The organism is Intestinimonas timonensis, from assembly GCF_900626145.1.
GTDB classification, from domain to species: domain Bacteria; phylum Bacillota; class Clostridia; order Oscillospirales; family Oscillospiraceae; genus Intestinimonas; species Intestinimonas aquisgranensis.
This window is the reverse complement of the sequence record NZ_LR130816.1, coordinates 1070848-1097036: the sequence shown is the minus strand read 5'-3', so window position 1 is coordinate 1097036 and position 26189 is coordinate 1070848. Positions and strand designations below refer to the sequence as shown.

Sequence of the window (26189 nt, the reverse complement as noted above, 5' to 3'; positions counted from 1 at the left end):
GCGAGAATAATGGCAGTTCAATCCTTTGTTAAGGGGGATGACCTTAAAAAATTAATAGACGATAAACTAATTAACGCTCAAAGTGTCAAATATGTTTTACGGCAAAAAGGTATCCTTCCCATATGTACTAATTCAGAGGCTCTTTCTGACTTGATACACCATCATTTTTTTGGCTCTGCAACTATGACTCAGATGCAAGAGGTTATGAATTTTGAGCAAAACAACTTGAAGTCTACTGTTGTCATAATCTCTCCTAAAAGCGAACAGTCCAAAGAAGATTTTCTGACGAGTATAGCAGATGAATTTGTCAATAAAGGTCGTAGTTCGAATACTAAGTATACATTAAAAAACATTGCAAGAAATCAAACCAGCGTAACATTGCAGTACATATATAAAAAACCCCAAAGAGGCCGTATTAAAATTGCTGAAACGCGAACAGTGACTTTAGATGTTACCATTTCCCCGTTAGAAGATGATTCGCAGAAGTTTAAAGTTAGCATACGGCACGAAGGAATGTCGGAATCAAAACAGTTTGTCACACTTCTGGATGAAATGATTCAAGAAGATAGTGAACAGGCTGTATTTGGTCTTAAAAGAATAACGTTAGCAAGTCTTTTAAAGGCACACAAGGTAGATTTCTTTGATAATTTTGGCGCGTACACTCACAAAGAATGGAAACTAACAGACATTATTAATGTTACTGTAAACAAAGATGAAAAAAGCATTGATGATGAAAATGACGAGACTACATCAGGCGAAATTGATGCTTCTGAACCCACCGGACGCCTTTCGGGAATTAGTAGTGCGATTTTAAAAGGTGACGGGTTAAGAAATAATGATTTTGTAAAGGAATGTATGTCTCAAGGTTTTATTTTTTCAAGTATGAGTTACAAGTTCTCGCACAAGACACTCCCGATAACAATAGTAATCGATGTGAATTTTAAGCAAACCGACTTGAAAATCAATATTGTAAAAACATACCAGCTTGAAGATGACGGTATAGAACGTTTGGCCCCCTTGCCTGCAAGTGACCAGAGTTTGTATATCGATTATTTTCAAAATGTTGCTTATGCAGTCTACTCAAATCTCATTGAGAAACAAAAAGCCGAACTGGTTAAGCAAACTATCAAGCCAGACAAATAGAATATGTTTAAAAACGGATGGTTTCATTAGACCATCCGTTTTTATTTGAAAATAGATTTAGGACAGGATTCTCTAATCTTTCGTAAGCGTAAAAACAGTCGGCGGCTTGTCAGGGTAAAATGCCTCTGCCAAACTATAAGAGTCTGAGGAAGTGCATGGTAGTACCAAGTAGTACCAGAGAGTGTCCCAGACTCCAAGATAGTGAGGTGCAGACATGGAGAAGGCAGCAAGTTTACAGAGAGCCAATCAACAACAGCGAGGGGGCCAACGCGGCCCGGCCTGTGGACGTGCCCACCACCGACCCGTCAGGGCGGAAGATCCGCAAGACGGCCTCCACCGCCATGGGGGCCAGGGCCATCCCCGACGAGGTGGTGGGCGAAATCCAGCGCATGGTCCTATCTGGTCAGCTCTCCTATGACCGCGTGACCGATCAGGATTCCATCCGCCGGGCCGTTGCACAGATCGAGCGGGACGGTTTCCAGCGGGCTTTGGGCGACTTTTCCAACGCGGTCCAGAAGGGCGTGGTGTCAAAAGACCTTGCCACCCTGGGACAGCAGCTTTTGGTGAACGCCGCCAACGCCGGGGACGGCAAGGCAACGGCGGAGCTCCTATCCCTCTACGCACAGATGGAGACCACCGCCGGACAGTCCGTGCAGGCCGCCTCCATCCTGCGCAAGCTGGAGCCCACTTATCAGCTCTACGCCGCTCAGAAGGCGGTGGATAACCTCCAGAAAACGCTTTCCAAAACGCTGAAGGGGCAGGAAATCACCATCGACCCGGACCTCATCACCAAGTTTGAGCAGCAGACGGACCAGGCCGGCCGGGACGCGGTGCTGGAGGAGATCTATCAGAACGTGGCCGACCAGGTGCCGTCCACCTGGAAGGACAAGTGGAACGCCTGGCGGTATCTGTCCATGCTGGGCAATCCCAGGACCCATGTTCGGAACGTCTTCGGCAACGTGGGATTTCAGCCGGTCCATTTTATCAAGGACCGAATCGCGGCTCTCATCGAATCCGGCGTGAGCGCCGCTTCCGGCGGCAAGCTTCAGCGCACCAAGTCCTTTGCCACCAGCCCGGAGCTGTACGCCGCCGCCTGGAGGGACTATAACAACGTGGCGGACGTGCTGAGCGGCAGCAAGTACGACGACGTGCAAAGCATCATCAATGACAAGAGGACGATCTTCAAGACAAAGCCGCTGGAAGCAGCGAGACGCGGAAACAGCGCCGCGCTGAGCGCCGAGGACACGCTTTTCAAGCGTCTTACCTACGCCGGGGCGCTGTCCGGCTATCTCAACGCGAACGGCGTCACGGCTGAACAGCTCCGGTCCGGCCAGGTGGACCAAACACTGCTCAACGCTGCCCGGGACTACGCCGGACAGGAGGCGCAGAGGGCCACCTTCAACGATAAAAACCAGTTCTCCGACGCGGTGGTGCGGACCGCCCGGTCTCTGGGCACTCTGGGCGAGGCCGTCCTGCCCTTCAAGCGGACGCCGGCCAACATCCTGGTCCGAGGCGTGGAGTACAGCCCCCTTGGATTTCTAAATTCTATAAACCCATTCGAGATTGGCTTGATCGAAGGCGACTTGCACAAGGTACGAACAGGAAAAATATCTGCTGCGGAGGCCATCGACAATATTGCCGCCGGTCTCACCGGCTCCGCCCTGATGGCCCTGGGGGCCCTTCTGGCCTCCAAAGGCATCGTCACCGGCGGCGACGACCCCGACGAGAAGCAGCAGGCCATGAACGACCTGACGGGAGCGCAGTCCTACGCCCTCAACCTCCCCGGCGGCGGGTCGGTCACCCTGGACTGGCTGGCCCCGGAGGCCCTGCCCTTCTTCATGGGCGTGCAGCTCATGAACTCCCTGGGCGAAAACGGACTGACGGCGGAGAGCATCAAGAACGTTTTTTCCTCCATCTCCGAGCCGATGTTGGAAATGTCCATGCTCCAGTCCCTCAACGACCTCATTGACAACGTGTCCTACGCAGCCAGCAACGAGAAGCTGAGCGGCCTTTTGTGGTCCTCCATCGTCTCCTACCTCACCCAGGCCATCCCCGCACTGGGCGGCCAGCTGGAGCGCAGCGGCGAGGACGTGCGCATGACCACCTACACCGACAAGAACCTCCCCCTCCCCACGGATGCCCAGTACGCCCTTGGCAAGGCGTCAGCCCGGCTCCCCGGCTGGGACTACCAGCAGATCCCCTATGTGGACGCCTGGGGGCGGCAGGAGGAGACGGGAGACCCCATCATCCGGTCCATCCAAAACCTTTTCAACCCCGCCTACACCGACCAGCGGAATGTGACGGCGGTGGATGAGGAGGTGCAGCGGCTCTACGACCAGACCGGAGAGAGCGGGGTGGTACCCAGCCGGGCAAACCGGTACATCATCGTGGACGGAAATCATATCGACCTAAGCGCAGAACAGTATGTAAAATACGCGACCATGCGTGGACAAACGGCCTATGATCTGTCCGACAAACTCATCCAAAGCGGGGTCTATCAGGGATTCACGGACGAAGAGAAGGCCAGGGCGCTGGACATGGTATACACCTATGCCGACGCCGTGTCCAAGGCGGATCTCCACAGCGGCTATCAGCCAGAGGAGTGGGTCGGTGAGGTAAAGCGGGCAGGCACAGACTTGGGCCTGAGCGAGGCCGAATACCTGGCCTACCGCTCTAAGTACGGAGCCGCCATGAGTCGGGACAAGCTCCGGGAGGCTTACCAGAGCGGCCTTTCCGTGGACGCCTGGCTGACCTATGCGGATGCGGATAGGGACCGGAACGGAGACGACTCCGTCAATCAGGCGGAGATCATCGCTGCCATCGAGTCGAGCGGACTCTCTGCGGCGGACAAGAACCGGCTCTATCAACTGGAGCTCTCGGACGCCGGACGTGCCCGGTGGGAAAGGATACGGCAGTGGGGCATGAGCATTGATGACTACCTGACCTATTACCCCATCTATGCTGCCACGGGGAAGGGAATCACCAAAGAGGTCAAACTGCAGCAGCTCCAGAATGCAGGAATGAGCGCGGCACAGGCGGATGACTTCTGGGATCTTATGAGCAAGGGTCAGAATTAAGCGGGCATTTGCCCTTTGCAGTACGTTTCTGATAGACTGTGGATGGAACGATATGCAGGAGTTCGATAAGGAGGCGCATATGAAAAACAGCATCAGCGCGGGCACTATCGCCCGCACCATCATTCTCTTTCTGGCCCTGCTCAACCAGTGTCTGAGCATGGCCGGCATCCAGGTCATTCCCATCGATGACGAGACCATCAACGCCCTGGTGACCACAACGTGGACCGTTGCGGCGGCCCTGGCGGCCTGGTGGAAGAACAATAGCTTTACCCAGAAGGCCATTGAGGCAGACAAGGTGATGAGAGGGGGCTGACGCCATGCCCAACGATTGTTCCGCCTGCCAGCTGGACGAGCGGGTCAAGCGGCTGGAGGGCGACTTTGAACTGGAGTCCCAGAAGAACAGCCAGCGGCACGAGGAGTTCTTCCGGCGCATCCGAGAGCTGGAACAGCACCAGGCAGTGAACGGGACCCGGCTGGACACCATCGTGGAGAAGCTGGACGACATCGCCGGAGACGTGGCTTCCCTGAAAGGGCGGCCCTCCCGGCTCTGGGACCTGGTCGTGACGGGCTTCATCACGGGGACCGTGGGCTTCCTGGTGGCCCAGCTTTTGTGAGGAGGGGCCCATGGACGACGAGCTGAATGAGATCCTGAGCGAGGAGGGCGCGGGCCTGACCACCTACCGGGCCATCATCCGTGTTCTGGTAAAGATGTGGCAGACCGTCCGGGAGGAGATCCGCGCCGCCACACGCGCTGCTGACCGGCTCCGACCGGTGGCGGCTGCAGCGGCGGTGCTGGCCGCCCTGAGTCTGGCGGGCTGCCTCTACCTGGGGTCGGTGGTCCACCGCCAGCAGGGGGANACCGCTGCTCCGGCGGTGGAGTACGCCACGAAAGCCGAACTGGACGCCCTGGCGGCCCGTGTGGACGCCCTGGGCAGGAGTGAAAAGGAGGATGCGGAATGAACCCGTTTTTTAACGCCATGGGCGGCGGTATGGGCGGCAGCCCCATGCTGGGCCAGTTCCAGCAGTTCATGCAGCAGATGCGGGGCAAGGACCCCAACGCCATGATCCAGGAGATGGTCCAGAGCGGGCGCATCTCCCAGCAGCAGCTCGATCAGGTCCAGCAGCAGGCCCAGCAGATGCAGGGCATGTTCGAGGGCCTGCGGGGGATGTTTGGGAAATAAGCAAAGTGTACTTTCAATATTTGCTGACAAAGATGAAAGTTTGATGCAACTCAGTCTCAAAATCCGTGGCCACGGTTTTGAAATACAACAAAAGGAGAATGACCATGTCTCTTNCGCCGCCGGCCACCGACAGGGGACCTACATCCTCACCCTGTCCGGCCATGTGGTGTGCGTCCAGGACGGTGCCCTCTATGACACCTGGGACAGCTCCCATGAGATCGTGCTTTATTACTGGACCAAGGAGGAGGAGTGACCTGTGGGCTACCCATATGTACCCCAATACTACCCGGCGCAGCCGCCCATGATGGACAATCTGGCCCAGCTTCGGCAGCAGCAGTACACGCCCCAGCCCACGCCCCAGATGCCCGCCCCCCAGCAGTCCATGGTCTGGGTGAGCGGTCAGCAGGAGGCCATGGGCTATCTGATGGCCCCCAACTCCGCCGTTGCCCTGTGGGACTCCAACGCGCCGGTGATCTACCTCAAACAGGCCGACGCCTCCGGGCGGCCCACCATGCAGGTCTTTGACCTGGTGGAGCGGGGCACGGCCAAGGCTGCCCCCGCTGCTCCGGCGGTGGAGTACGCCACGAAAGCCGAACTGGACGCCCTGGCGGCCCGTGTGGACGCCCTGGGCAGGAGTGAAAAGGAGGATGCGGAATGAACCCGTTTTTTAACGCCATGGGCGGCGGTATGGGCGGCAGCCCCATGCTGGGCCAGTTCCAGCAGTTCATGCAGCAGATGCGGGGCAAGGACCCCAACGCCATGATCCAGGAGATGGTCCAGAGCGGGCGCATCTCCCAGCAGCAGCTCTATCAGGTCCAGCAGCAGGCCCAGCAGATGCAGGGCATGTTCGAGGGCCTGCGGGGGATGTTTGGGAAATAAGCAAAGTGTACTTTCAATATTTGCTGACAAAGATGAAAGTTTGATGCAACTCAGTCTCAAAATCCGTGGCCACGGTTTTGAAATACAACAAAAGGAGAATGACCATGTCTCTTACCAATGACGGCGGCGCTGTGCTGACCATGCCCGTACAGCCCGCCAACACCAACGGCGGCTCCGGCTTCGGCTGGGGCGGCGACTGGATGTCCTTTATCGTGCTGTTCCTTATCTTCGGTCTGTTCGGCGGCTGGGGCGGCTATGGCGGCTTCGGCGGCAACGCTGGCGGTTCCGGTTTCCAGGGCTTCGCCACCCGAGCCGACATCAACGACGGTTTCGCACTCAATAACCTCCAGGGCGGCCAGCGGGACATCCTGGGGGCCGTGCAGAGCGGCTTCCACGGTGTGGACAATGCCGTGTGCAATCTGGGCTATCAGACCCAGATGGGCTTCAACGGCCTTGGCGCTCAGCTAGCTCAGTGTTGCTGCGACACCCGCGAGGCCATCGGCCAAGTGCGCTATGACATGGCCGCCCAGGCCTGTGACACCCGCAACACCATCCAGAACACCACTCGGGACATTCTGGAGAACAACAACTCCAACACCAGAGCTATCCTGGACTTCCTGACCCAGGACAAGATCTCCACCCTGACTGCCGAGAACCAGAGTCTGAAGCTGGCCGCCAGCCAGTCCAACCAGAACGCCGTCCTCATGGCGGCCATGGACGCCAACAAGGCGGAGATCCTGCGCCGGACCGGCGCGGAGTGCCCCACGCCTGCCTATGTGGTCCAGCCTCCCCAGCCCGTGACCTTCCCAAACTTCTGCAACGGCGGCTGTGGTTGCGGCAACGGCTGCGGCTGCTGACAACTGCATGATCCAGCTTCCGAGGATCTCTCGGATGTTCGGCCCCGAGCCGATACACAACAACAACGGCGGGGGCAATCGCTCCCGCCGTACATTTTTTGAAAGGAAGGATCTTATGGCCGAGTATACCAACGCCGGGATCGCCACTGTGGCACCCGGCCAGAATGCGCCCCTCAGCGAGACGGCGGCCTCCGGCAACGCCAGCATCGTACACCGGGCCGGCGCTGGGCTGGTGACTCTTCGGGGGCTCACCAACCAGTGTCGGGCAAAGTTCCGCGTGGCATTCGGCGGCAACATCGCTATCCCTGCCGGCGGCACCGTGGAGGCCATCACGGCGGCCCTCACCATCAATGGGGAGCCCCTGCCCACCTCTGTGGCCACGGTGACCCCTGCCGCCGTGGAGAACTATTTCAACATCTACGTCTCCGCCTCGGTGGACGTGCCCCGTGGCTGCTGTGTCACGGTGGCCATGCGCAACACCAGCGCCCAGGCCATCAACTTCGCAAACAGCAACATGGAAGTCGTCCGGACGGCGTGAAAGGAGTGGAAGCATGAGAGCACTTTACGAGCTGAAAGAAAAGCTCTGCATGGAGCTGGAGGAGATCAACCAGAAGCCCGATATGGGCGCCGGTGATCTGGAGATCGTCCACAAGCTCACCGACACCATCAAGAACATCGACAAGATCTGCATGCTGGAGGAGGAGGGCGGGCAGTCCCGTTCCGGTGGGTCTTATGACGGCGGCTCCAGCTACCGCCGCCGCCACTATGTCCGTGGTCATTACAGTCGGGACGGGTACAGCGGCAATCACGGCGGTTACAGCCGTGACGGCGGCTACTCCCGCCACGACGCCAAGGAGCAGATGATGGAACAGCTCCAGGAGATGATGGAGTCCGCCTCCACCGAGAAGGAGCGTCAGGCCATTCAGCGGTGCATGGACCAGATGGGACGGGAGTAATTCCGTGTGCAATCCCGTGTGCAATTTTGCAGTTTCGTGTGCAATCATCGTGTTACGCAAAGTAACATTGTGTAACAGTTAAAAACACCGCAAACCATTGCAGGAGTAAGAAAATCCCCGTAACCGTTGAGGCTACGGGGATTTCTTTTTGGTGGAGGCGGGGGGTGATGATCCCCCAGGCCAGCGCCCCGATGACCAAAGCCGCGAACCCATATTGAAGTCCCTCCACCAGCAGGGGCGGCAGGTAGGGCGACGCATAGCTCTCGATGGCGGCATGCCCGTCGGACAGCACAGAAAATCCCGTCAGCAGAGAGAGCACAAAGAGCATGCGGTTGATCCGCGCGTCCTGCCTCTGCTGCTTTTTGGCGTCCTGCTCCAGCTACAGGTTCCGCAGCGCGGCCAGAGGCTCCCGCACATCGTCAAAAAGCTCCTCCAGGGCAAAGACATGCTGCAGGCGGTCGTACAGATTCTGATACTGGGGTACCTCGCTGATCCGTGAGAATACAAAGTCCGTCATGAAGTCATAGAGCCGCTCCCGGTAGGACTCCAGCAGCGCCAGATCGTCCCGGATGCCGGTGCCCACCTCGGTGAGGAAGAGGTAGAGCACATACTTCTGGTGGAGCAGCAGCACGTACATCAGCAGATACTGACTTTTGAAGTTGCGGTAAAAGGCTCCCCGAAGAAACTGCTCCTTCCCCCGCTCCGGGCAGACCAGGCACACCGCCGCCTCGGCGGACATGCCCCACACCGTATCCTGTGCCGGGCGGTAGATCTCCCTGGCGTCCAGCTCCGGGTCGGGCTGGTAGAGATAGCCCTCGCTGTAACAGCGGCGCAGGTAGAACAGCTCCCGGTCATAGTCCTCCTGGGGCGGCACCTCCAGGCGGCTGAAGACATTGGCCCGCTCGCTGCCCGGATTGGCGAAAAAGAAGGGAACGGGCGGGACTTTCTCTCCCAGGGTGTCCATCAGCCTGCGGGCCAGCTCCAGAAGGGTGAAGCTGTCCGCCCCATTCTGGGGATAGACCTTCTCCTTGGCCACCTTTTTCAGATAGAACTGCCCGCTGGAGATGTGAATGGGGTCGTTTTTCAGAAAACTGACCTGAATGGCCAGGATGCACACCGACGTGCGGAAACAAAACAGCTCCACATCCCCCAGGTAAAAGGGATAGGTCTCCTGCTCCGTCACATGCCGCAGCGGCTCGATGTGGTACACGCTGTCCGGCTCTGAGAGACCGAACCGCCCCCTCGCCTCCGGGTTGAGGCAGAACCGGAAACACTGGCAGTGCTCCGGATCGCCGGTATCCAGCTTGTCGGACACATATTTCATAAAATAGAGGATACGCTCACCCACCGGCGTCCAGCAGTCGGACCGGTCAAGCCGCCGGACCGTCTCCGGAAAGTCCAGTGGCTCCTGAAGCTGAAAGGGAACAAAAAAATAGGAAGCATTCGACTGAACAGACATAGGCTCTCCGTTCTCCTCCAAATATTTCTATCCATGAAGTATACACCCTGGATAGGCGCTTCGCAATAGAATCCGGAGCGCACCGTGAGCCTTCCCCCGCCGGGACTGTATTTTTCCCCCTATCCGAGGGCCGCTTTCATCTTCCGCACATACGCGCCGATCTGTTGGGGCGCGTCCTTGCCGTACTGCTCCAGCAGCTTGACGATGGCCGAGCCCACGATGGCCCCGTCGGAAACCTCCGCCATCCGTCTGGCCTGTTCCGGGGTGGAGATGCCGAAGCCCACGGCGCAGGGAATGGCGGTGTTCTGCCGCACCACCTCCACCATGGCGGAAAGGTCCGTGGTGATCTCACTCCGGGTCCCCGTCACCCCCAGAGAGGAGACGATATAGAGGAAGCCCTCCGCCTCCCGGGCGATTTTGGCGATGCGGTGGGCCGAGGTGGGGGCGATGAGGGAGATGAGGTCCACCCCGTACCGTTTGCAGAAGGGCAGGAATTCCTCCCGCTCCTCAAAGGGCACGTCGGGCAGGATGAGCCCGTCCACCCCCACCTCCCGGCAGGTGGAGAGAAAACGCTCCGTGCCGTAGGAAAAGACCACGTTGGCGTAGGTCATGAAGACCAGAGGTACCGTCACGTCCCGGCGCAGGTCCCGCACCAGCCCAAAGATCCGGTCGGTGGTGACCCCGCCCTTCAGGGCCCGCAGATTGGCCCCCTGGATCACCGGCCCCTCGGCGGTGGGGTCGGAAAAGGGAATGCCCAGCTCGATGAGGTCGGCGCCGTTTTCCACGGCGGCCCGGACGGCGGCGGCGGTGGTCTCCAGGTCCGGGTCCCCGCAGGTAATGAATGGGATAAAGGCCTTTCCGCCCGCGAAGGCGTCTGCAATCTTACTCATGGAGATCCTCCCCTCTGTAACGGGCAATGGCGGCGCAGTCCTTGTCGCCCCGCCCCGAGATGGTGATGACGATGATCTGCTCCCTCCCCATGGTGGGGGCCAGCTTCATGGCGTGGGCCACGGCGTGGGCCGACTCGATGGCGGGGATGATGCCCTCGGTGCGGGCCAGGTACTCGAAGGCGTCCACCGCCTCCTCGTCGGTGACGGGGACATACTCCGCCCGGCCGATATCGTGGAGGTGAGCATGTTCAGGCCCGATACCCGGATAGTCCAGCCCGGCGGAGATGGAGTACACCGGGGCGATCTGCCCATATTCGTCCTGGCAGAAGTAGGACTTCATGCCGTGGAAGATGCCCAGCCTTCCGGTGGCGATGGTGGCCGCCGTCTCCGGGGTATCCGCCCCTCGGCCCGCCGCCTCGCAGCCGATGAGCCGCACCTGGGGGTCCTCAATGAAGTGGTAGAAGCTGCCGATGGCGTTGGAGCCGCCCCCCACGCAGGCCAGCACCGCGTCGGGCAGCCGCCCCTCCTTTTCCAGGAGCTGGGTCCTGATCTCCCGGGAGATCACCGCCTGGAAATCCCGGACGATGGTGGGGAACGGGTGGGGCCCCATCACCGAGCCCAGACAGTAGTGGGTGTCGGCAATGCGGGAGGTCCACTCCCGCATTGCCTCGGACACCGCGTCCTTCAATGTGGCGGTGCCGGTAGTGACGGGCACCACGGTGGCCCCCAGCAGGCGCATGCGGTAGACATTGAGGGCCTGACGGACGGTGTCCTCCTCTCCCATAAAAACCACGCACTCCATGCCCATGAGGGCGGCAGCGGTGGCGGTGGCCACCCCGTGCTGGCCCGCCCCCGTCTCAGCGATGAGCCGCTTCTTGCCCATCCGCCGGGCCAGGAGGGCCTGACCCAGCACGTTGTTGATCTTGTGGGCGCCGGTGTGGTTTAAGTCCTCCCGCTTGAGGTAGATCTTCGCCCCGCCCAGGTCCTCCGTCATCTTTTTGGCGAAATACAGCCGGGAGGGCCTGCCCGCGTACTCATTGAGCAGCTCGGTGAGCTCCCGGCTAAACTCCGGGTCATTTTTATAGTGGTCATAGGCCTCTTCCAGCTCGATGACCGCGTTCATCAGCGTCTCGGGGATATACTGCCCGCCGTGGACCCCGAAGCGGCCCTTGGGATTGGTCATGGTCTTCCTTCCTTTCTGACCGCGGCCACAAAGGCCGCCATTTTCTCCGGGTCCTTGACCCCGTCGGTCTCAATGCCGGAGCTCACATCCACCGCATAGGGGTGCAGCTCCTCCACCGCCTTTTCCACATTGTGCAGGCCCAGCCCACCGGCCAGGAAATAGGGCCGCCGGATCTGCCGGAGCAGCCCCCAGTCGAAGACCGTGCCCGTGCCGGCGCCGGCGTCCAGCAAAATGTGGTCGGCGCCGCTGTCCGCCGCCCGCCGGACGTCCTCCTCCGACCGGACACGGAAGGCCTGGATGACCGGCTGATCGGTGAGGGCCCGCAGCCGCCGGATGTACCCGTTGTCCTCGGCACCGTGGAGCTGGGCCAGGTCGATGATGCCGCTGCCCAGCAGCTCAGCCACCCGCTCGGCCTCCTCGTCCACAAAGACCCCCACCGCTTGGATCTCCGGTGAGAGCAGGCTCTTAAGTGTCTTTGCCTGTTGGGGTGAGACATATCGCCGGCTGCGCGGCGCGAACACAAAGCCCACAAACTCGGGCTTCAACGCGTTGGCCGCCCGGATGTCCCGGGGACGGGACAGTCCGCAGAGCTTGATTTTTGTTCCGGTCATGGTCATACGCCACCTCGCAATTCCGCCAGAGCCGCCTTTTTGTCCGCCGCCCGCATCAGGGTCTCCCCCACCAGCACACCGTCGGCTCCCAGCGCCCGGAGCCGGGCCACGTCGCCGCTGTTCCGCACGCCGCTTTCGGAGATGAAGCGCACGTCGTGTGGGATCATGGCCCGGAGGCGGCGGCTGTTGTCCGTGTCCACGGAAAAATCCTTCAGGTTACGGTTGTTGACCCCCACCAGCCGGGCACCCGCCCGGAGGGCGGTCTCCCCCTCTGCCTCGTCGTGGATCTCCACCAGGGCAGAGAGGCCCAATTCGTCGCAGAGGTGCAGATAGTCCGTGAGCTGCCCCTGGGTCAGGATGGAACAGATGAGCAGCACCGCCGACGCCCCCAGCACCTTGGCCTGGTAGATCATATATGCGTCCACCGTGAAATCCTTCCGCAGACAGGGGACGGAAACGGCCCGGACGATCTCCTCCAAATAGCGGTCGCTGCCCAAAAACCACTTGGGCTCGGTGAGCACGGAGATGCCGTCCGCCCCCGCCGCCTCGTACTCCCTGGCAATTTGCAGGTAGGGGAACTCCGGGGCGATGAGTCCCTTGGAGGGAGAGGCCCGTTTGCACTCGCAGATGAAAGATAGTCCCTCCTTGCCCATGGCCCGCTCAAAGGCGAAGTCCCCTTTGGGGAGAGAACAGGCCTGCCGCCGCAGATCCTCCAGAGGGACGGCCCGTTGGGCCGCCGCCACCCGCTCCCGGGCGTGGTCGGCCAGCTGGTCCAGAATGGTCATGCGCTCACCTCCGGGCCGTTGCTGACAGCCACCAGCCGCTCCAGGACGGCGGCGGCCTTTCCGGAGTCGATGAGCTCCCCCGCCAGGGCCACGCCGTCCTGCATGGTGTCCGCCTTGCCGCCGATATACAGGGCCGCCCCGGCGTTGAGGAGCACAGCGTTGCGCTTATGCCCCCGCTCCCCGCTCAAAATGGCCCGGGTAATGGCGGCGTTCTCCTGGGGGGTGCCGCCTTTCAAATCCTCCTTGGCACAGCGGGCAAACCCAAAGTTCTCCGGCGTGATGACCGAGGATTTGAACCAGCCGTCCCGGATCTCGCAGACGGTGGTGGGGGCGCTCAGGGAGATCTCGTCCAGCTTGTCCTGGCCGTACACCACCATGCCCCGCTTGATACCCAGGTTGATGAGCACCTGGGCCAGGGGCTCCACCAGATACTCGTCATAGACCCCCAGGAGCTGCAGTGAGGGCGTGCCGGGATTGGTGAGGGGGCCCAGGATGTTGAATACGGTGCGGAAGCCCAGCTCTTTGCGGATGGCCCCCACATATTTCATGGAGGTGTGGTAGTCCTGGGCGAAGAAGAAGCACATGCCCACCTCCCTGAGGAGCTCCACGCACTTGGCCGGGCTCTGGTGGATGTTGACCCCCAGGGCCTCCAGGCAGTCGGCGGTGCCGCATTGGGAGGAGGCGGCCCGGTTGCCGTGTTTGGCCACCTTCATACCCCCCGCTGCCGCCACCAGGGCGGCGGTGGTGGAGATGTTGAAGCTGCCGGCGTTGTCGCCCCCGGTGCCCACGATCTCAAAGAGCTCCATGCTGGTCTCCACCCTTGTGGCGTGGGAGCGCATGGCGGCGGCACAGCCGGCGATCTCGTCGGTGGTCTCCGCCCGGGCGCTCTTGGTAGAGAGGGCCGCCAGGAAGGCGGCGTTCTGGGTGGGGGTGGTCTGGCCGCTCATGATCTCGTTCATGACGGTGTAGGCCTCCTCATAGGTGAGGTCCCCTTTATTGACGATCTTGACGATGGCTTCTTTGATCATGGCTTACATCCCCTTTATGAAGTTTCGCAGCATGGTTTTCCCGTCGGGCGTCAAAATGGACTCCGGGTGGAACTGCACGCCGTAAATGGGATGGACGGTGTGCTGCACCGCCATCACCTCGCCGTCGGCGGTGCGCCCGGTCACCTTCAGGCACGCCGGGATGGTGTCCGCTTCGGCGGCCAGGGAGTGATACCGGGCCACGGGGGCGGTCTCCGGGCAGCCCTGGAAGAGGGGGCAGTCCCGGTCGAACCGGACCTCCGACTGCTTGCCGTGCATCAGCGCTTTGGCGTAGGTTATCGTCGCGCCGAAGGCGGCGCAGATGGCCTGGTGCCCCAGACAGACACCCAGGATGGGGATGTCCCGCCCCAGGGCGGTGACCGTCTCCATGGTAATCCCCGCGTCCTCCGGCCTGCCCGGCCCGGGGGAGAGGATGATGCGGTCGGGGCGCATGGCCCCGATCTCCTCCACCGTACACTGGTCGTTGCGGATGACCCGGATATCCGGGTTCAGCTCCCCCACCATCTGGAAGAGGTTGTAGGAAAAGCTGTCGTAGTTATCAATGAGCAGGATCATAGGTCTACCTCCCCGGCCAGCTTCAGGGCGCTGACCACCGCCTGGGCCTTGTTGATGCACTCCTGGTACTCCTTTTCCGGCTCCGAGTCGGCCACGATGCCCGCCCCGCTGCGGACGAACACCCTGCCGTTCTTCTGGTAGGCAATGCGGATGGCGATGCAGGTATCCATATTTCCGGTGAAGTCGATGTAGCCGATGGCCCCGCCGTAGATGCCCCGCTTGTTGTTCTCCAGCTCTGCGATGAGCTGGCAGGCCCGGAGCTTGGGCGCGCCGGAGAGGGTCCCGGCGGGCAGCACCGCCTCGATGGCGTCCAGGGCGTCCTTGTCCGCCCGCAGCTCCCCCCGTACCGTGGAGCCGATGTGCATAACGTGGGAGAACCGCTCAACGGTGTGGAACTGCTCCACCCGGACGGTGCCGAATTGGCTGACCTTGCCCAGGTCGTTGCGCCCCAGGTCCACCAGCATGTTGTGCTCGGCCAGCTCCTTCTCGTCGGAGAGCAGCTCCACCTCCAGCGCCCCGTCCTCCTCCGAGTTCTTGCCTCTGGGTCGGGTGCCCGCCAGGGGGAAGGTGTGGAGCACCCCGTCCTCCAGCTTCACCAGGGTCTCAGGGGAGGCCCCCGCCACCTCCACGTCGGTGCCGGAGAAGTAGAACATGTAGGGGGAGGGATTGAGGGTCCGCAGCACCCGGTAGGTGTCGAGAAGGCTGCCCTCGAAGGGGGCGGACAAGCGGTTGGAGAGGACGATCTGGAAGATGTCCCCCTCCCGGATGTGGCCCTTGGCCCGCTCCACCATGCCGCAGAACTGCGCCCGGTCAAAGAGGGGCGTCACCTCCCCCAGCAGACGCCCGGCGGGCTCCCGCTTCTTCTCCCCCTTCCGCAGCAGCTCGGCCAGTTGCTCCAGCTCCAGCACCGCCTTGTGGTAGCCGGTCTCCGGCTCGTCCAGGGACATGTTGACCATGAGGACGATTTTTTGCCGCAGGTGGTCGAAGGCGATGACCTTGTCGAAGAGCATCAGGTCCAGGTCCCGGAAGGCCTCGGTGTCCTCCACCTCCGTGCGGACCGACGGCTCGCTGTACCCCAGGTAGTCGTAGGAGAAGTACCCCACCAGGCCGCCGGTGAAGGGCGGGAGGTGGTCCAGCCGGGGGCTTTTGTGGTCGGCCAGGATCTGACGCAGACAGTCGGCGGGGCGCTCCGTGGGGAAACGGAGGCTCCCGACCCTCATCTCACCGCCCATGCAGGTGATCTCCAGCTTGGGGTCAAAGCCCAGGAAGGTATAGCGTCCCCAGCTCTCGTGGCCGGCCGCCGATTCCAGCAGGTAACAGTGGGTGGATACGCGCTTCAGGGTCCGCAGGACCTCGATGGGCGTGGTGAAATCGGACAGGAGCTCGCAGCTCACCGGCAGCACGCGATATGCGCCGCCGGCAGCCATCTCCCTGACCTGGTCCAGTGTGGGGCGAATCTGCATGGTGTGCACCTCCAAATAAAAAATACGCCTCCGGCCTTTCTGCCGGAGGCGCAAAAAAATCGCCCCTGACAGAAAGATACGATCTGTCAAGGACGAATAAACACATTATCCGCGGTGCCACCTTGATTCACGGCATGACCCGTGCACTTAGCAGGATACCAACATATCCCCGGCAAATGACGTCTGCCTGCAACGTCGCAGAATACTCTGTGGAGCCCCACATTTCCCCGCGCCCTCAGCGGTCCATTTGACAACGTGTTTCTTGCCTGACTCTCAGCATCACAGGCTCTCTGTAAAGGCATCGTTGCCGTTATCTCCGCTTCAACGGTTTAGGTTATTAAGTTTTGTCCTACTATACCACCCCGCCCCCCTGTTGTCAAGAAAAAAATCAACAGGGCGTGTGGGGGTTCACCCCAAGCCGAAGCGTCCCGTCAGCAGGACCTCCATGCGCCGGCGAATCGTTCTTGGGGCAAGGGCTCTTCTTCCGGTACAGCAGCGGCATTTTGGCGTCAGACCGGCTGGCACCCGTTTTTCCCCGGACTCATGTCCCGGTAGCGTGAGTAGCGGTTTTTGCCCCTGCGCTTTGCGTCGTACAGTGCAATATCCGCACAGTGGTAAAGCTCGGAAAAAGAGGCTCCGTCCCTGGGGTAATGCGCGATGCCGATGGACGCGGTCACCTCAAAATCGTCTTCAGGGTTGCTGTACTTTTTCCTCAGCTGCTCAATGATCCGTGAGACCAGCGGGTCAATGTCCTTCTCTTTCACCGAGCGCAGGAAGATAATGAACTCATCGCCGCCCAGCCTGCCCACCTTATCCGTGCTGCGGCAGAAATGCTCCAGCTTTTCCGCCGTTTCGATGAGGAGGTTATCCCCCTCTATGTGGCCGAACATATCGTTGACCGCCTTGAAATTGTCCAGGTCAAGCAGCAGGACCAGACTGGTCTCGTCCGTGTTCTCCGAAATATGCGCATTTATCTTCTGCTCAATGGCAGTGCGGTTGAACACCTTTGTCAGGCCGTCGATCTCTGATGTGTGTCTCAGGGTACTGACGGCGTGCTTGTTGTTTTCCACCTCGGAAATATCGCGGAACGCGATGATCATGTCGTCTTTGCTGACATTGGGGTCCAAACTGATGAGGACGTTATACCAGCGGTCTTTCTCTATGGCGCTGCCCTTGAAATTCCACGAACATCTGGTCACGAAATTCCCATTCTTGTCCAGCGCCCTGCGCTGCGCAACGCACTTCTCGATGGCTTCGCAGTCCTTGGGCGGGACAAAGCTGGGCAAAAGCCCGAGATAACGCGCAATGTCCAGTCCGGACTCCTTCCAGAAGAGCGGCATGACAGCGCGGACCGGCATGACGCAGCCTTTGTCAAACTGGATCACATGCACGGCCTCAAAGGTATCCGCCAGGATCTGGAGCAGAAAGTCAGACTTCAGATAGGCGTGCCGGCTGATCTGTTCGCTGAAAACCACACTGGTGGCATCCTGAAAGGTCCCCACCAGCCGGACCCCTTTCTGGTAACTCATATCCCGTACTCCGATGCTGCGCAGATACATGGTGCTGCCGGTGGGGCTTTTCCAGGGATATGTGATGTCTCCCTGTTCTCCCGCCATAATTGCACAGATATGCCGCTGCATCTCCGCAACGTGAGAGGAAAAAATATTCTCCTGCCACATGGTGTAGCATTTCTCGGGAGATGTACCCGGAGCGACCCCCAGGGCGATCAGCGCGGTGTCGTCGCAGTACATACGGGCCGGTTGGCCCTCCTCCATCTCAATGATCCAGTGACCGGACACAATCCATTTGTCTGTTTGATCCCAGTAGTGGCAATCACAATCGCGCTGTCCCAACTGCAAGTGTCTGTTGGCGTTCACATGCACACCCCCTCAGATAAGCAGCACGCGGCGCGTACCTCAGCAGTGGCTCTACCGCTTAACCGGTCCTGGTCCGGGATACGTTCCGCCACAGTCCCAATGCCTTTTTCCCGTCCTCCCTCTTGCCGTCGGGATCGCTCCACGGCTGGGCGTGCGGGGCGCAGGGCTTCAAAAATGCCTTTGTAAATTCCGCCGCTGGGATCGGCCTACTATAATAGTAGCCCTGCCCGTAGCTGAGGGCCAGCATCACATGGCTCACCAGTTCCTCGCTTCGGCCTTTATCAGAGCAGTCCACCGTGGAGGCACAGCCGCAGTAGAAAGCGATGGGGTAGTTGGGCGGGACGCTCTTGCAGCTTTGGTTGATCTCCAGGAATATACGCTCCAGCCGGGCGCGCACGTCCTCCTGGTCCAGCGTTCTCAGGGCCAGCACAAAAGTATCCGCCGTATCCCGGCAGAAAAACTCTCCCTGCTCCATCTGTCCATTCAGGACCGCGCAGATATCCCTGAGCACCTGGTCGGACCGGGCTGGGCTAAGCAGCTCGTTTATGTACTTAAATTTTCGTATATTGGCGGATATTACGGTGTATTCCTGGTTTTTCCTCCAATTCTGCTCCAGAATTCGGAGGAATTTGTCCCGGTTGTACGCTCCGGTCAGCCGGTCATGGTACACCACCTGGAGCAGCTGGCGATGGTAGCAGCGGTTGATGTAGAGCACCGCGGCCGCAAACAGCAGTGACACCACGCCAAACATAACTCCAATGACATGCGCGTAATCCACCACGCCCGAAACAGCATCGCTGACGCCCTTGTCGGTGTCTACGATCACGATTTTATCCGAGCACACATCCATGGGCATGACACAGGCATACAGAGGCAGACCGTCCAGCTCAAACGGAAAAAACTGAGTCTCGTTTTGGGACAGCGCCTGCATAAATTTGTCGCTCAATTCTTCCCCCAGATAGGCCGACCCATCCACATCGTAAAAGCCCTGGGTCTGGTGGTTCCTGGTGGAGGCCACGACCCGCCCGTCGCTGCTGAGCACCGCCGCCGCTCCAACGTCGCTGACGGCGTCGATGGAGGAGAGAATATCCGCATACCGGAAGCCGTGAAAAAACGCTGTATTTTACTGGAGGAGTACCGGTTCGGTGCTGTGATCCTGTGGTATGAGTCCGTGGAGCCCGGCAAGCCGGAGGATGCCCAGACTTATGTGCGGATTTTCCGCAGCGAGGCAGACAACCATTGCGTCGCCATGGTTCATATACATATGGTCATTCCCATTCCATACGAGGTTAAACCCGAACGGAGATGGGGCGTATGGTATCCCGAGCAGTCTTGGCTCAACTCCGTCCTCCCTCTATGGCGAGAGCCATACCAGCAGCGCAGACATTTCAGCTGACAGTTCCCTGTGGCTATACCGGCCCTGAGTCAGCCAAAAACCCGGTTCGTCAAACACGAACCGGGTTTTTGATATAAAGAAGCCAAGCAATGGCGTGCTTCCCCTAGTACAGGCAGCATAGGGTAATCCGTATCTCCACCAGATTACCCAGATTCCTCAATGGGCTGATACTTGCTGATGGTTCCCCCTTAAGCTCCCTATTCCACCAGGCCATACTTTACTTTGATTCGATCCAGTTTCTCCAGCATAGGCTCGGCGCCGAAGAAAAGGAACAGCCAGGTGGCAGCGGCCTGGATACAGTCGAAGGGGAAGCCCGAAATATAGTATGTCAGAAGGATCTTACCATTGAGTTCTCCCAACCAGGTAAGGGCAGATGCCGGATTCATGATCCCGCCATAGATCAGGATGGCGCACAACGCACCGAACACGCTCAGGGACCCGCGGCTCCGCCGCAGCCACCCCTTGCGGAAGAGCACTCCGGCCAGGAAGCCGATGATGCCCATGGCGAACATCTGCCAGGGCGTCATCGGCCCCTGCCCAAAGAGCACATTGGACACAAGCATGCTCATGGCCCCCGCCAGAAAACCTGTCTCGCCGCCGAAGGCCACACCGGCGATAATGGTCATGGCCATCACCGGCTTGAACTGGGGCAGCATAAAGAGCGCCGCCCGCCCAGCAATCCCAATGGCGCACAGCACCGCGATGATAACTAACTCCCTGGCCTGGGGCTTCCGGCCCTCGAAGATCAGGAAAAAGGGGAGCATACACTCCAACAGCACCATCAGAGAGATAAAGTAGTATTTTTTGTTATCCAAGTAGAACACGCCCACATACAGGGTCAGCGGGATCAGCAGCAGGATCAGCACCGTGGCTGCCAGGGTGCGTTTTGTCAGCTTCCGCTTCTCCTTTGGCGTCTGCACCAGATACTCTGGCCGATGAGCGCGCCGGGTAATGGAGAGGGCAAAAACGAACATTGCGGCGATCATCAGGCCATAGAGCCGCAGTTGATCCTCCGCCAGGGCGGTGGCGCCCTCCTGGGTTACTAAGGCAGTCAGATCCGTAACGCCCAGCACCTTCAAAAACAGCACCGACACCGTAAGTCCGGATGCCGCAGCCAGCAGTTTCCGCCACCAGGGGAGCTTCCGGGGCCTGGCCGCCGGGCTGTTTTCCTCCGGCTCCGGCAGGGGTGGAATGTCCTCCGGCAGCGCTGGTTCCAGAGACAGGGCCCCGCCGCAGGCGACCATTACGTCCTCCGGCGTCACCGCCCGGGGCAGAAGGCCCCGGGCCATCCGGTTGGCAGAGGTCGTGTAGAAGCTGTTACCGGAGAAGAAGTCCCGGGGCCGGCCCTCCGTGACCACACTTCCGTCAAAGAAGAGGGCGCAGCGGTGGGCATATCTGGCGCAGAACTCGATGTCGTGGCTGACCATGAGGACGGTCACACCCCGCCGGAACAACACCCGCAGGATCTCCGCAAAAGCCTGTTTGAACTCCGCGTCCAGTCCCTTGGTGGGCTCATCCATCAGCAGGATATCCGGATCCAGCAGCAGCACCTTGGCCAGGGCCGCCCTCTGCTGCTCGCCGCCGGACAAGTCGTAGGGGTGGCGATCCAGCAGCGGGCCCAGGCGGCACAGGGCGGTCACATGGGCCACCCGTCCTTCTTGGATCTGCCGGGGGATCTGTTTCCCCTGAAAGATCTCAAAAAGATCCTCCCGCACCGTCTTTTTTACGAAGAGAGCCTGGGGGTTCTGGGGCAGGATGCCAAGGCTGCCATGGATCTGCACCTGTCCCCGGTAGGGCGTCAGCAGGCCGGAGAGCAGCTTCAGGCTGGTGGTCTTGCCAGTGCCGTTGCCTCCCAGGAGCGCCAGGAACTCCCCCTTTCGGACGGAGAGCTCCAGCCCTCGCACTACGTCCGGCCCATCCTTCTCATACTTGAACCACAGCTCCTCGGCGGTCAGCGCCGCCTCACCCGATCCTGATGGCACCGCCATCTCCGGCAGTGGCTTCAGGGAATGCCTCCCCGCATAGTCCGTCAGCCACCTGCGGCCCTCCCGCACGGTAACGGGGCAGGGCGCATCGTTTTCCACCGACGCCCAGACCCGCATAGCCGTCGGCATGGCCAGGAACATGGCGTGTCCGCTCTGTTTCAGGGCCACGCCCACTTCCTGGGGAGAACCGGCGCAGAGGAGTTTCCCCGCATCCATCACCACCACCTTGCTGGCTAAGGGGAATGCTTCCTCCAGCCGGTGCTCCGTCAGCAGGATGGTCGTGCCCAGCTCCCGGTTGATCTTTCCCAGGGTGGCGATAAAGTCCCCGGCAGCGATGGGATCCAGCTGGCTGGTGGGCTCATCCAGAATGAGGATATCCGGCTGCATGGCCATAATGGAGGCCAGGTTCAACAGCTGCTTCTGGCCGCCGGAGAGCTCAGTGACATTTTTGTAAAACCACCCCTCGATCCCGAAGAAGGAGGCCATCTCCGCCACCCGCCGCCGGATGGTTGGGGTATCGTACCCCAGGCTCTCCAGTCCAAAGGCCAGCTCATGCCAGACCTTGTCCGTGACAATCTGATTCTCCGGGGACTGCTGCACAAAGCCAATTGCAGAACTTTGGAGCCGCTGATCCAACGTGTCCAAAGGCTGACCCCGGAACCATATAAGGCCCGTCCGCTGGCCATGAGGCGTCAAGACCGTCTTGAGTTGCCGCAGCAGGGTGGATTTCCCACAGCCAGAGGGCCCGCACAAAACTAAGAACTCTCCTTGCTTGATGGTCAGATTTAAGTCATCCAAGGCCAAACGCTCCTGCTCCGGATATGAGAAGGACAGGTGCTCTATTTTTATGCTTTCTTCCATCACTTCAGCCACAAGCCAATCCTCCTCCCCTCAATAATGTCGTCTGCGCCATCACTGCCGCAGCACGGGCCCTCCGATTCCGGGAAGAGAGCTCATGAGTCAGCCAATGCGGCTCAATGCGTTCCAGTACCGGGAGGATCGCCGGATCCGTCCATGGCAGGTGCTGGTCAATCCGAAGGATGTGGCTGTAGTTTACAGCAAATCGCTCCAGGTAGTCTCTCGGCAAGTCTGTTGGAAGTTTGCCAGTGCATGCTGTCACATAGGGCCCGCTTAATGATTGGTGGAGGTGTACCCCCTGAATATATCTGCACAGGGAACCGTGGGTATCCAGCATTTTCCGCAGGTAGGCCGCTCCTTCTCTTTGCGTGCGCAGGGAGGTGTTTGTGTTCATGAGATGGCCGGTGTCCAGCATGATCCCCTTCTTGGGATAACGAATCCCTCCTATCAGTCGGGCAGTCTCCTCCGGGTTGGTAAAGGTGAAGCCCGGCCACCACTGATTCTCTACCAGGAATACGAAGGGCCAATCTCGTTCCCCTAAAATTAAATTGATGATCTCTGTTGCTGTGTCGATGACCTCTTGGTTACTGTGAAGCCAGCGGTAGGTATAGCCTTCTTCAATAGAGACATCAGAGACATGAAACACCACATATTCTGCATTCAAGGAAGCTGCCCGTTCCAAATCCTGTTGATACTGTTTCAGTAAAATTTCCGGGTCCAACCCTCCATAAAAACACTCAACAGTATTTAAGGCACCAAATTTTCGTACGAGCATCGCTTTGTTGTCCCGGTAAAAATCCAGCCAGTCCGGATAGAACAGCAAGTGGTAGCCAATTATCAGTTCGGAGGGTAAATCTGGAGGAAAAGCCTCGCCGCTCCATACGCCCTCCAGTCCGTCACATCCCAACCGAGCCAGTTCCCTACGCATGTCATCCCAGCCATGATATTCAATAAAACTCCCGGAATAGAGAGGGAGGCTCATCGTCTGTTTCAAGATATCCCCTTCTTCTCTCCATACAGCCTTCGCCATTTTCTTTCTTCCCACACATCTAAAATAAGCGGCGTTAGGCACGCAGCTAAATAAATCAGATGGAGGCAGACCGTCAGCGGCGTCCAGGGTGCGCCTTTTGCTGTAGGGTAATATCGCCAGGTAAAGGCGCCCGTTGCCGCACCGCAGCAAAGAAAGACTCCGCAATACACAAGCCACCCCAGCACAGCTCTGTCCCGGCTGTCAAACCGATAAATGGAGAACGCTGTTCGGCCAGGCAGGCCGTATCCGCGGCTCTTCATACTGTCTGCTGTTTCAATGGCGTTTTCAAGGCTCCAGGTAAGCATAATAGAAAATGTTGTGACCGCATTCCGCAACCGCTGGATCACCCCGCCATTATGAATATCCCGCCCTATGCACTGCTGTGCCTCAGACACCACTTTGAACTGAGTTTGGAATTTGGGCACGAAGCGCAGGGCCATGCTCAACACCAGGCTGAGGGCCGGAATGACCCGTCCGAAGAGGTAGACAAACTTATCCGAGGTCATCACCGCCGTATAACAGGAGAACCAAGTGATCACCGCTGCCAGCATGGTCGCTGCAGCCAACCCATACAGGATACTCTCCAGAGTCAGCGGATTCCCCGAGGGGAGGTAGAGCAACAGGGTCGCCCCCTCATGGTTGAAGGCGGGATTAACCAATGCGGCTACCGCCATCATGGGGAGCATCACCAGCACAGAAAAACGGACAGTCTTTCGGCCATTCAGATAGATTGCGTAAGCCAATGAAGCAGCCAGGGAAACGGCCAGGCAAACCGGGTGCATTAAAAACATGGAGAAGCCAATGACCAGCGCAAAATAGAGAAAATTGATGGCTGGATGGCAGCTGGAAAATGTATCTCTGTTTTGAATAGAACATCCCCCCTTATGGGACGCAGCAGACCGCCGTACCCATGAGCATGAAGTTTACTGCCCGGACTGCGTCTCCTCCCGCTCTCACCGGGCCATCTCACTGGAAATTTTCTGGAAGCAGCCGGCAATATAGCCATAGCTGTCCTTAATGCCGTTTTCCAAGCAAGTGAATCTTCCGCTGCTTTCGCCCCAGCATATATATCGGTTTGCCCGTGTTCATAGCGTCTCTTTTTCTGGAGCCTGACGTGTCCGACAGGCAACTCACTTCAGCAGAAGCCCGCCAACGAGGGTAAGGTAGCTTGGAACCTCCCCATTTTTTACCCAGACGATGGGGCGGTGAAAATACAGCTCCATCGTCTTCTCAACATCGCCGCCAAGAGCCTCAATGGATTGGCGCATTTTCTCTGGATGTCGGCACCGTGCCCCGTGCGGACGCGTGCAGTCGTCACCGCACAGGGCACAACTGCCAGCAGACAAAGCCAGATCACCGGGCTTTCTGCGCTCCAGAACCAAGAGCTCGGTCATCAGCTTTTCCTTTTCCGCTCGCATCCCTTTCAGCAATCCGGTGAGTGTCTCGTCCGATGAAGGACAGAGTATGCGGGCAAATAGGTGCAGACGTTTATATTGTTTCCAAAGTTGCCGCGGCTGGAAAGCATATGGCGGGCAGGGCCATCGCTTTCCGTAGTTTTCACAAGCCTGGCAGTATCCCAGAAACTGTTCCACATCCACACACTCCTTGAGATACCTGCTTACAGACACTTCCTGTTCCAATGCCTCGACAGAATATGGCATAGAGCGTCTTCCTCTCTGAACATCTTTATCCACTGGCAGCGTAATAGCCTCCCACGTCAATTCCCAAATCGCAGGTGTACACCCACTCCACTACATCACCAGGCTGGAGCTGATAGCGGGAGCAACCGTAGTTAGGGAACCAGTCATTGACCTTGTACATCCAACCGGACAACTCGCCGCAGTCAAACTCGTAAAGGTTGTTGATTCCCTCGATATAGGCAGAATTGTACATAGGTGTATCCACAAACTCCATGTGGATACCAGCCTTCCGCATCTCCCGTTGAAGTACGTTGAAGACACTCTCCCCTTCGTAAAAGGTGACCTCTGTGGCAGGGAAGATGACACCGTCCTCCGGTACCAATTCCACTTTTTCTGGATTCAGCCAGTTTATGTTTTCCAGTATGGTATCGCACCTCACCGAGAGGGTACAGGTGTGGGTCACATCGGAGAATTCCACATCCTGGGGCTCCACCGGCAGGGGTTTCCCCTCCGGCACAGGGTCGGTAAGATAGCGATCCTTCCCCGTCTCCGGATCGATGACCATGCCGTTGGCTTCCGAGTACTCCTTGTCTCCCTGCTCCACGCCGGCGGAGGAACCTCCCGCCAGCTCAGCGGCGGCCTCCACTTTTTCCTGGGCAGTCATCCCTCCCTCTGTGCCGCCTGGGCGGGTATCCAGCCCGCCGGGCGTGGGGGATGGCTCGGGGGTGTTAGCCGGTTCACTCGCCCGTGGTGGCTCAGAACATATTGGGTTGCTGCTCTCTGCCTGCGGGGACTTTTCCGCCTCCCCGCCAGGTTTCTCTTCAAACACTTCGGCCTCATCTGCTCCAGAAGCGGACGGTGAGGCCTCCAGGACTGCGCCGCTCTCCTGCCCTCGTACCGTCCAGCCCTGGAGCCCCGGCGCATTGCCGCCATACCAGAAGGCCGCCGCAAGGACGGCTACAATGATCAGCGCGGCAATGAGCTTCCCTTTTGTCAGCTTCATTTGGCCGCCTCACCATTTTTCCACGGCGTATACAGGCAATAAGCCGGGCACAGATCACCCATGTAAATCCATACGTTCTCTCCCATGTCGATGGGTTCGGAAAACACCAGATTGGGGATCATCAGCTTGAGAGTGGTGCGCTTGCACCCTCTGATGTTCTCCCCCTCCGGGGCAGGGTGCTCACGGAAAGCCGCCACCCGCTGCCCCAGATCGCTGATTCCCAGTTCCCTGGAAAGACGAGGAATAATCTCTGCCTCGTTACAGTACGCCACATGGTCTCTGTTCTGAAACCAGTTCCGATTCATCACGGTCGTG

Annotated in this window: 27 protein-coding genes; 10 read left to right on the top strand and 17 right to left on the bottom strand. The window is 59.2% G+C overall.

Annotated features, from left to right (window positions below):
* Positions 1-9: 9 nt before the first annotated feature.
* The 10 genes from E0E29_RS05365 to E0E29_RS05310 all read left to right on the top strand — a co-directional run bounded on the left by E0E29_RS05365 (position 10) and on the right by E0E29_RS05310 (position 8093).
* The gene (locus E0E29_RS05365) at positions 10-1143 is read left to right on the top strand and encodes a hypothetical protein (RefSeq protein WP_130848957.1); all 1134 of its coding nucleotides are present in this window, start codon (positions 10-12) and stop codon (positions 1141-1143) included.
* Positions 1144-1349: 206 nt separating this feature from the next.
* Entirely contained in the window at positions 1350-4220 is a 2871-nt protein-coding gene (locus E0E29_RS05360) for a hypothetical protein (protein ID WP_130848956.1), read from the top strand.
* Between the two features lie 79 nt (positions 4221-4299).
* Positions 4300-4533 carry a phage holin gene (locus E0E29_RS05355; RefSeq protein WP_207303553.1) on the top strand — a complete coding sequence of 78 codons (234 nt, stop codon included), beginning with the start codon at positions 4300-4302 and terminating at the stop codon, positions 4531-4533.
* A gap of 4 nt (positions 4534-4537) precedes the next feature.
* Positions 4538-4834 (top strand): hypothetical protein, encoded by a 297-nt coding sequence (locus tag E0E29_RS05350; RefSeq protein WP_130848489.1) that lies wholly within the window; start codon positions 4538-4540, stop codon positions 4832-4834.
* A gap of 342 nt (positions 4835-5176) precedes the next feature.
* A complete protein-coding gene (locus tag E0E29_RS05340; protein WP_130848954.1) occupies positions 5177-5401 on the top strand; it encodes a hypothetical protein in 225 nt (74 codons plus the stop codon).
* Between the two features lie 256 nt (positions 5402-5657).
* Positions 5658-6059, top strand: a complete 402-nt coding sequence (locus E0E29_RS05330; protein WP_130848952.1) for a hypothetical protein — start codon at positions 5658-5660, stop codon at positions 6057-6059.
* Positions 6056-6280: a hypothetical protein gene (locus tag E0E29_RS05325; RefSeq protein WP_130848951.1), complete on the top strand. Its 225-nt coding sequence runs from the start codon at positions 6056-6058 to the stop codon at positions 6278-6280. Before E0E29_RS05330 ends, E0E29_RS05325 begins: the two co-directional genes overlap by 4 nt.
* Positions 6281-6384: 104 nt before the next feature.
* Positions 6385-7137, top strand: coding sequence for a hypothetical protein (locus E0E29_RS05320; RefSeq protein WP_242622377.1), 753 nt, complete (start codon positions 6385-6387; stop codon positions 7135-7137).
* 115 nt (positions 7138-7252) lie between these two features.
* A complete protein-coding gene (locus E0E29_RS05315) occupies positions 7253-7675 on the top strand; it encodes a hypothetical protein (protein WP_130848950.1) in 423 nt (140 codons plus the stop codon).
* Positions 7676-7688: 13 nt separating this feature from the next.
* Positions 7689-8093 (top strand): hypothetical protein, encoded by a 405-nt coding sequence (locus E0E29_RS05310; RefSeq protein WP_130848949.1) that lies wholly within the window; start codon positions 7689-7691, stop codon positions 8091-8093.
* Between the two features lie 52 nt (positions 8094-8145).
* Here E0E29_RS05310 and E0E29_RS05305 read toward each other — a convergent pair whose 3' ends face one another.
* The 17 genes from E0E29_RS05305 to E0E29_RS05220 form a co-directional block, all read right to left on the bottom strand.
* Positions 8146-8421 carry a hypothetical protein gene (locus E0E29_RS05305; RefSeq protein ID WP_130848948.1) on the bottom strand — a complete coding sequence of 92 codons (276 nt, stop codon included), beginning with the start codon at positions 8419-8421 and terminating at the stop codon, positions 8146-8148.
* 51 nt (positions 8422-8472) lie between these two features.
* Entirely contained in the window at positions 8473-9552 is a 1080-nt protein-coding gene (locus tag E0E29_RS05300; RefSeq protein ID WP_130848947.1) for a hypothetical protein, read from the bottom strand.
* A 119-nt stretch (positions 9553-9671) separates the two neighbouring features.
* The gene (gene trpA, locus E0E29_RS05295; RefSeq protein WP_130848946.1) at positions 9672-10442 is read right to left on the bottom strand and encodes a tryptophan synthase subunit alpha; all 771 of its coding nucleotides are present in this window, start codon (positions 10440-10442) and stop codon (positions 9672-9674) included.
* Complete coding sequence (gene trpB, locus E0E29_RS05290; protein ID WP_130848945.1) at positions 10435-11625, bottom strand: tryptophan synthase subunit beta; 1191 nt, start codon at positions 11623-11625, stop codon at positions 10435-10437. The genes trpA and trpB overlap by 8 nt, the downstream gene beginning before the upstream one ends.
* On the bottom strand, positions 11622-12236 hold the full coding sequence (locus E0E29_RS05285) for a phosphoribosylanthranilate isomerase (protein WP_130848944.1): 615 nt from the start codon (positions 12234-12236) through the stop codon (positions 11622-11624). Before E0E29_RS05285 ends, trpB begins: the two co-directional genes overlap by 4 nt.
* Positions 12237-12238: 2 nt before the next feature.
* The gene (gene trpC, locus E0E29_RS05280) at positions 12239-13021 is read right to left on the bottom strand and encodes an indole-3-glycerol phosphate synthase TrpC (RefSeq protein ID WP_130848943.1); all 783 of its coding nucleotides are present in this window, start codon (positions 13019-13021) and stop codon (positions 12239-12241) included.
* Entirely contained in the window at positions 13018-14049 is a 1032-nt protein-coding gene (trpD, locus tag E0E29_RS05275) for an anthranilate phosphoribosyltransferase (RefSeq protein WP_130848942.1), read from the bottom strand. Before trpD ends, trpC begins: the two co-directional genes overlap by 4 nt.
* Before the next feature lie 3 nt (positions 14050-14052).
* Positions 14053-14622 carry an anthranilate synthase component II gene (locus E0E29_RS05270; protein ID WP_130848941.1) on the bottom strand — a complete coding sequence of 190 codons (570 nt, stop codon included), beginning with the start codon at positions 14620-14622 and terminating at the stop codon, positions 14053-14055.
* On the bottom strand, positions 14619-16085 hold the full coding sequence (locus tag E0E29_RS05265; protein ID WP_130848940.1) for an anthranilate synthase component I family protein: 1467 nt from the start codon (positions 16083-16085) through the stop codon (positions 14619-14621). The genes E0E29_RS05270 and E0E29_RS05265 overlap by 4 nt, the downstream gene beginning before the upstream one ends.
* A gap of 509 nt (positions 16086-16594) precedes the next feature.
* Entirely contained in the window at positions 16595-17962 is a 1368-nt protein-coding gene (locus tag E0E29_RS05260; protein ID WP_130848939.1) for a GGDEF domain-containing protein, read from the bottom strand.
* A gap of 58 nt (positions 17963-18020) precedes the next feature.
* Complete coding sequence (locus E0E29_RS05255) at positions 18021-19004, bottom strand: GGDEF domain-containing protein (protein ID WP_130848938.1); 984 nt, start codon at positions 19002-19004, stop codon at positions 18021-18023.
* Between the two features lie 551 nt (positions 19005-19555).
* Positions 19556-22204 (bottom strand): ATP-binding cassette domain-containing protein, encoded by a 2649-nt coding sequence (locus E0E29_RS05245; protein ID WP_130849092.1) that lies wholly within the window; start codon positions 22202-22204, stop codon positions 19556-19558.
* Between the two features lie 4 nt (positions 22205-22208).
* Positions 22209-23195, bottom strand: a complete 987-nt coding sequence (locus tag E0E29_RS05240) for a TIM barrel protein (protein ID WP_242622376.1) — start codon at positions 23193-23195, stop codon at positions 22209-22211.
* Positions 23192-24034: an energy-coupling factor transporter transmembrane component T gene (locus E0E29_RS05235; RefSeq protein ID WP_423202434.1), complete on the bottom strand. Its 843-nt coding sequence runs from the start codon at positions 24032-24034 to the stop codon at positions 23192-23194. The genes E0E29_RS05240 and E0E29_RS05235 overlap by 4 nt, the downstream gene beginning before the upstream one ends.
* Positions 24035-24361: 327 nt before the next feature.
* Positions 24362-24823, bottom strand: a complete 462-nt coding sequence (locus E0E29_RS05230) for a DUF2284 domain-containing protein (protein ID WP_207303564.1) — start codon at positions 24821-24823, stop codon at positions 24362-24364.
* A gap of 94 nt (positions 24824-24917) precedes the next feature.
* Positions 24918-25874, bottom strand: a complete 957-nt coding sequence (locus E0E29_RS05225; protein ID WP_130848934.1) for a DUF4430 domain-containing protein — start codon at positions 25872-25874, stop codon at positions 24918-24920.
* Positions 25871-26179, bottom strand: a complete 309-nt coding sequence (locus E0E29_RS05220) for a hypothetical protein (protein WP_242622403.1) — start codon at positions 26177-26179, stop codon at positions 25871-25873. Before E0E29_RS05220 ends, E0E29_RS05225 begins: the two co-directional genes overlap by 4 nt.
* Positions 26180-26189 lie beyond the last annotated feature (10 nt).

Bases quoted from the DNA above. Each gene is read 5' to 3' on its own strand.
- E0E29_RS05285 (WP_130848944.1), bottom strand. From the start codon at position 12,236: ATGACCGGAACAAAAATCAAGCTCTGCGGACTGTCCCGTCCCCGGGAC.
- trpA (WP_130848946.1), bottom strand. From the start codon at position 10,442: ATGAGTAAGATTGCAGACGCCTTCGCGGGCGGAAAGGCCTTTATCCCA.
- E0E29_RS05265 (WP_130848940.1), bottom strand. From the start codon at position 16,085: ATGCAGATTCGCCCCACACTGGACCAGGTCAGGGAGATGGCTGCCGGC.
- E0E29_RS05270 (WP_130848941.1), bottom strand. From the start codon at position 14,622: ATGATCCTGCTCATTGATAACTACGACAGCTTTTCCTACAACCTCTTC.
- E0E29_RS05320 (WP_242622377.1), top strand. From the start codon at position 6,385: ATGTCTCTTACCAATGACGGCGGCGCTGTGCTGACCATGCCCGTACAG.
- trpC (WP_130848943.1), bottom strand. From the start codon at position 13,021: ATGACCATTCTGGACCAGCTGGCCGACCACGCCCGGGAGCGGGTGGCG.
- E0E29_RS05220 (WP_242622403.1), bottom strand. From the start codon at position 26,179: ATGAATCGGAACTGGTTTCAGAACAGAGACCATGTGGCGTACTGTAAC.
- E0E29_RS05365 (WP_130848957.1), top strand. From the start codon at position 10: ATGGCAGTTCAATCCTTTGTTAAGGGGGATGACCTTAAAAAATTAATA.
- trpD (WP_130848942.1), bottom strand. From the start codon at position 14,049: ATGATCAAAGAAGCCATCGTCAAGATCGTCAATAAAGGGGACCTCACC.
- trpB (WP_130848945.1), bottom strand. From the start codon at position 11,625: ATGACCAATCCCAAGGGCCGCTTCGGGGTCCACGGCGGGCAGTATATC.
- E0E29_RS05325 (WP_130848951.1), top strand. From the start codon at position 6,056: ATGAACCCGTTTTTTAACGCCATGGGCGGCGGTATGGGCGGCAGCCCC.
- E0E29_RS05355 (WP_207303553.1), top strand. From the start codon at position 4,300: ATGAAAAACAGCATCAGCGCGGGCACTATCGCCCGCACCATCATTCTC.
- E0E29_RS05315 (WP_130848950.1), top strand. From the start codon at position 7,253: ATGGCCGAGTATACCAACGCCGGGATCGCCACTGTGGCACCCGGCCAG.
- E0E29_RS05300 (WP_130848947.1), bottom strand. From the start codon at position 9,552: ATGTCTGTTCAGTCGAATGCTTCCTATTTTTTTGTTCCCTTTCAGCTT.
- E0E29_RS05225 (WP_130848934.1), bottom strand. From the start codon at position 25,874: ATGAAGCTGACAAAAGGGAAGCTCATTGCCGCGCTGATCATTGTAGCC.
- E0E29_RS05245 (WP_130849092.1), bottom strand. From the start codon at position 22,204: ATGGAAGAAAGCATAAAAATAGAGCACCTGTCCTTCTCATATCCGGAG.
- E0E29_RS05310 (WP_130848949.1), top strand. From the start codon at position 7,689: ATGAGAGCACTTTACGAGCTGAAAGAAAAGCTCTGCATGGAGCTGGAG.
- E0E29_RS05340 (WP_130848954.1), top strand. From the start codon at position 5,177: ATGAACCCGTTTTTTAACGCCATGGGCGGCGGTATGGGCGGCAGCCCC.
- E0E29_RS05350 (WP_130848489.1), top strand. From the start codon at position 4,538: ATGCCCAACGATTGTTCCGCCTGCCAGCTGGACGAGCGGGTCAAGCGG.
- E0E29_RS05305 (WP_130848948.1), bottom strand. From the start codon at position 8,421: ATGCTCTTTGTGCTCTCTCTGCTGACGGGATTTTCTGTGCTGTCCGAC.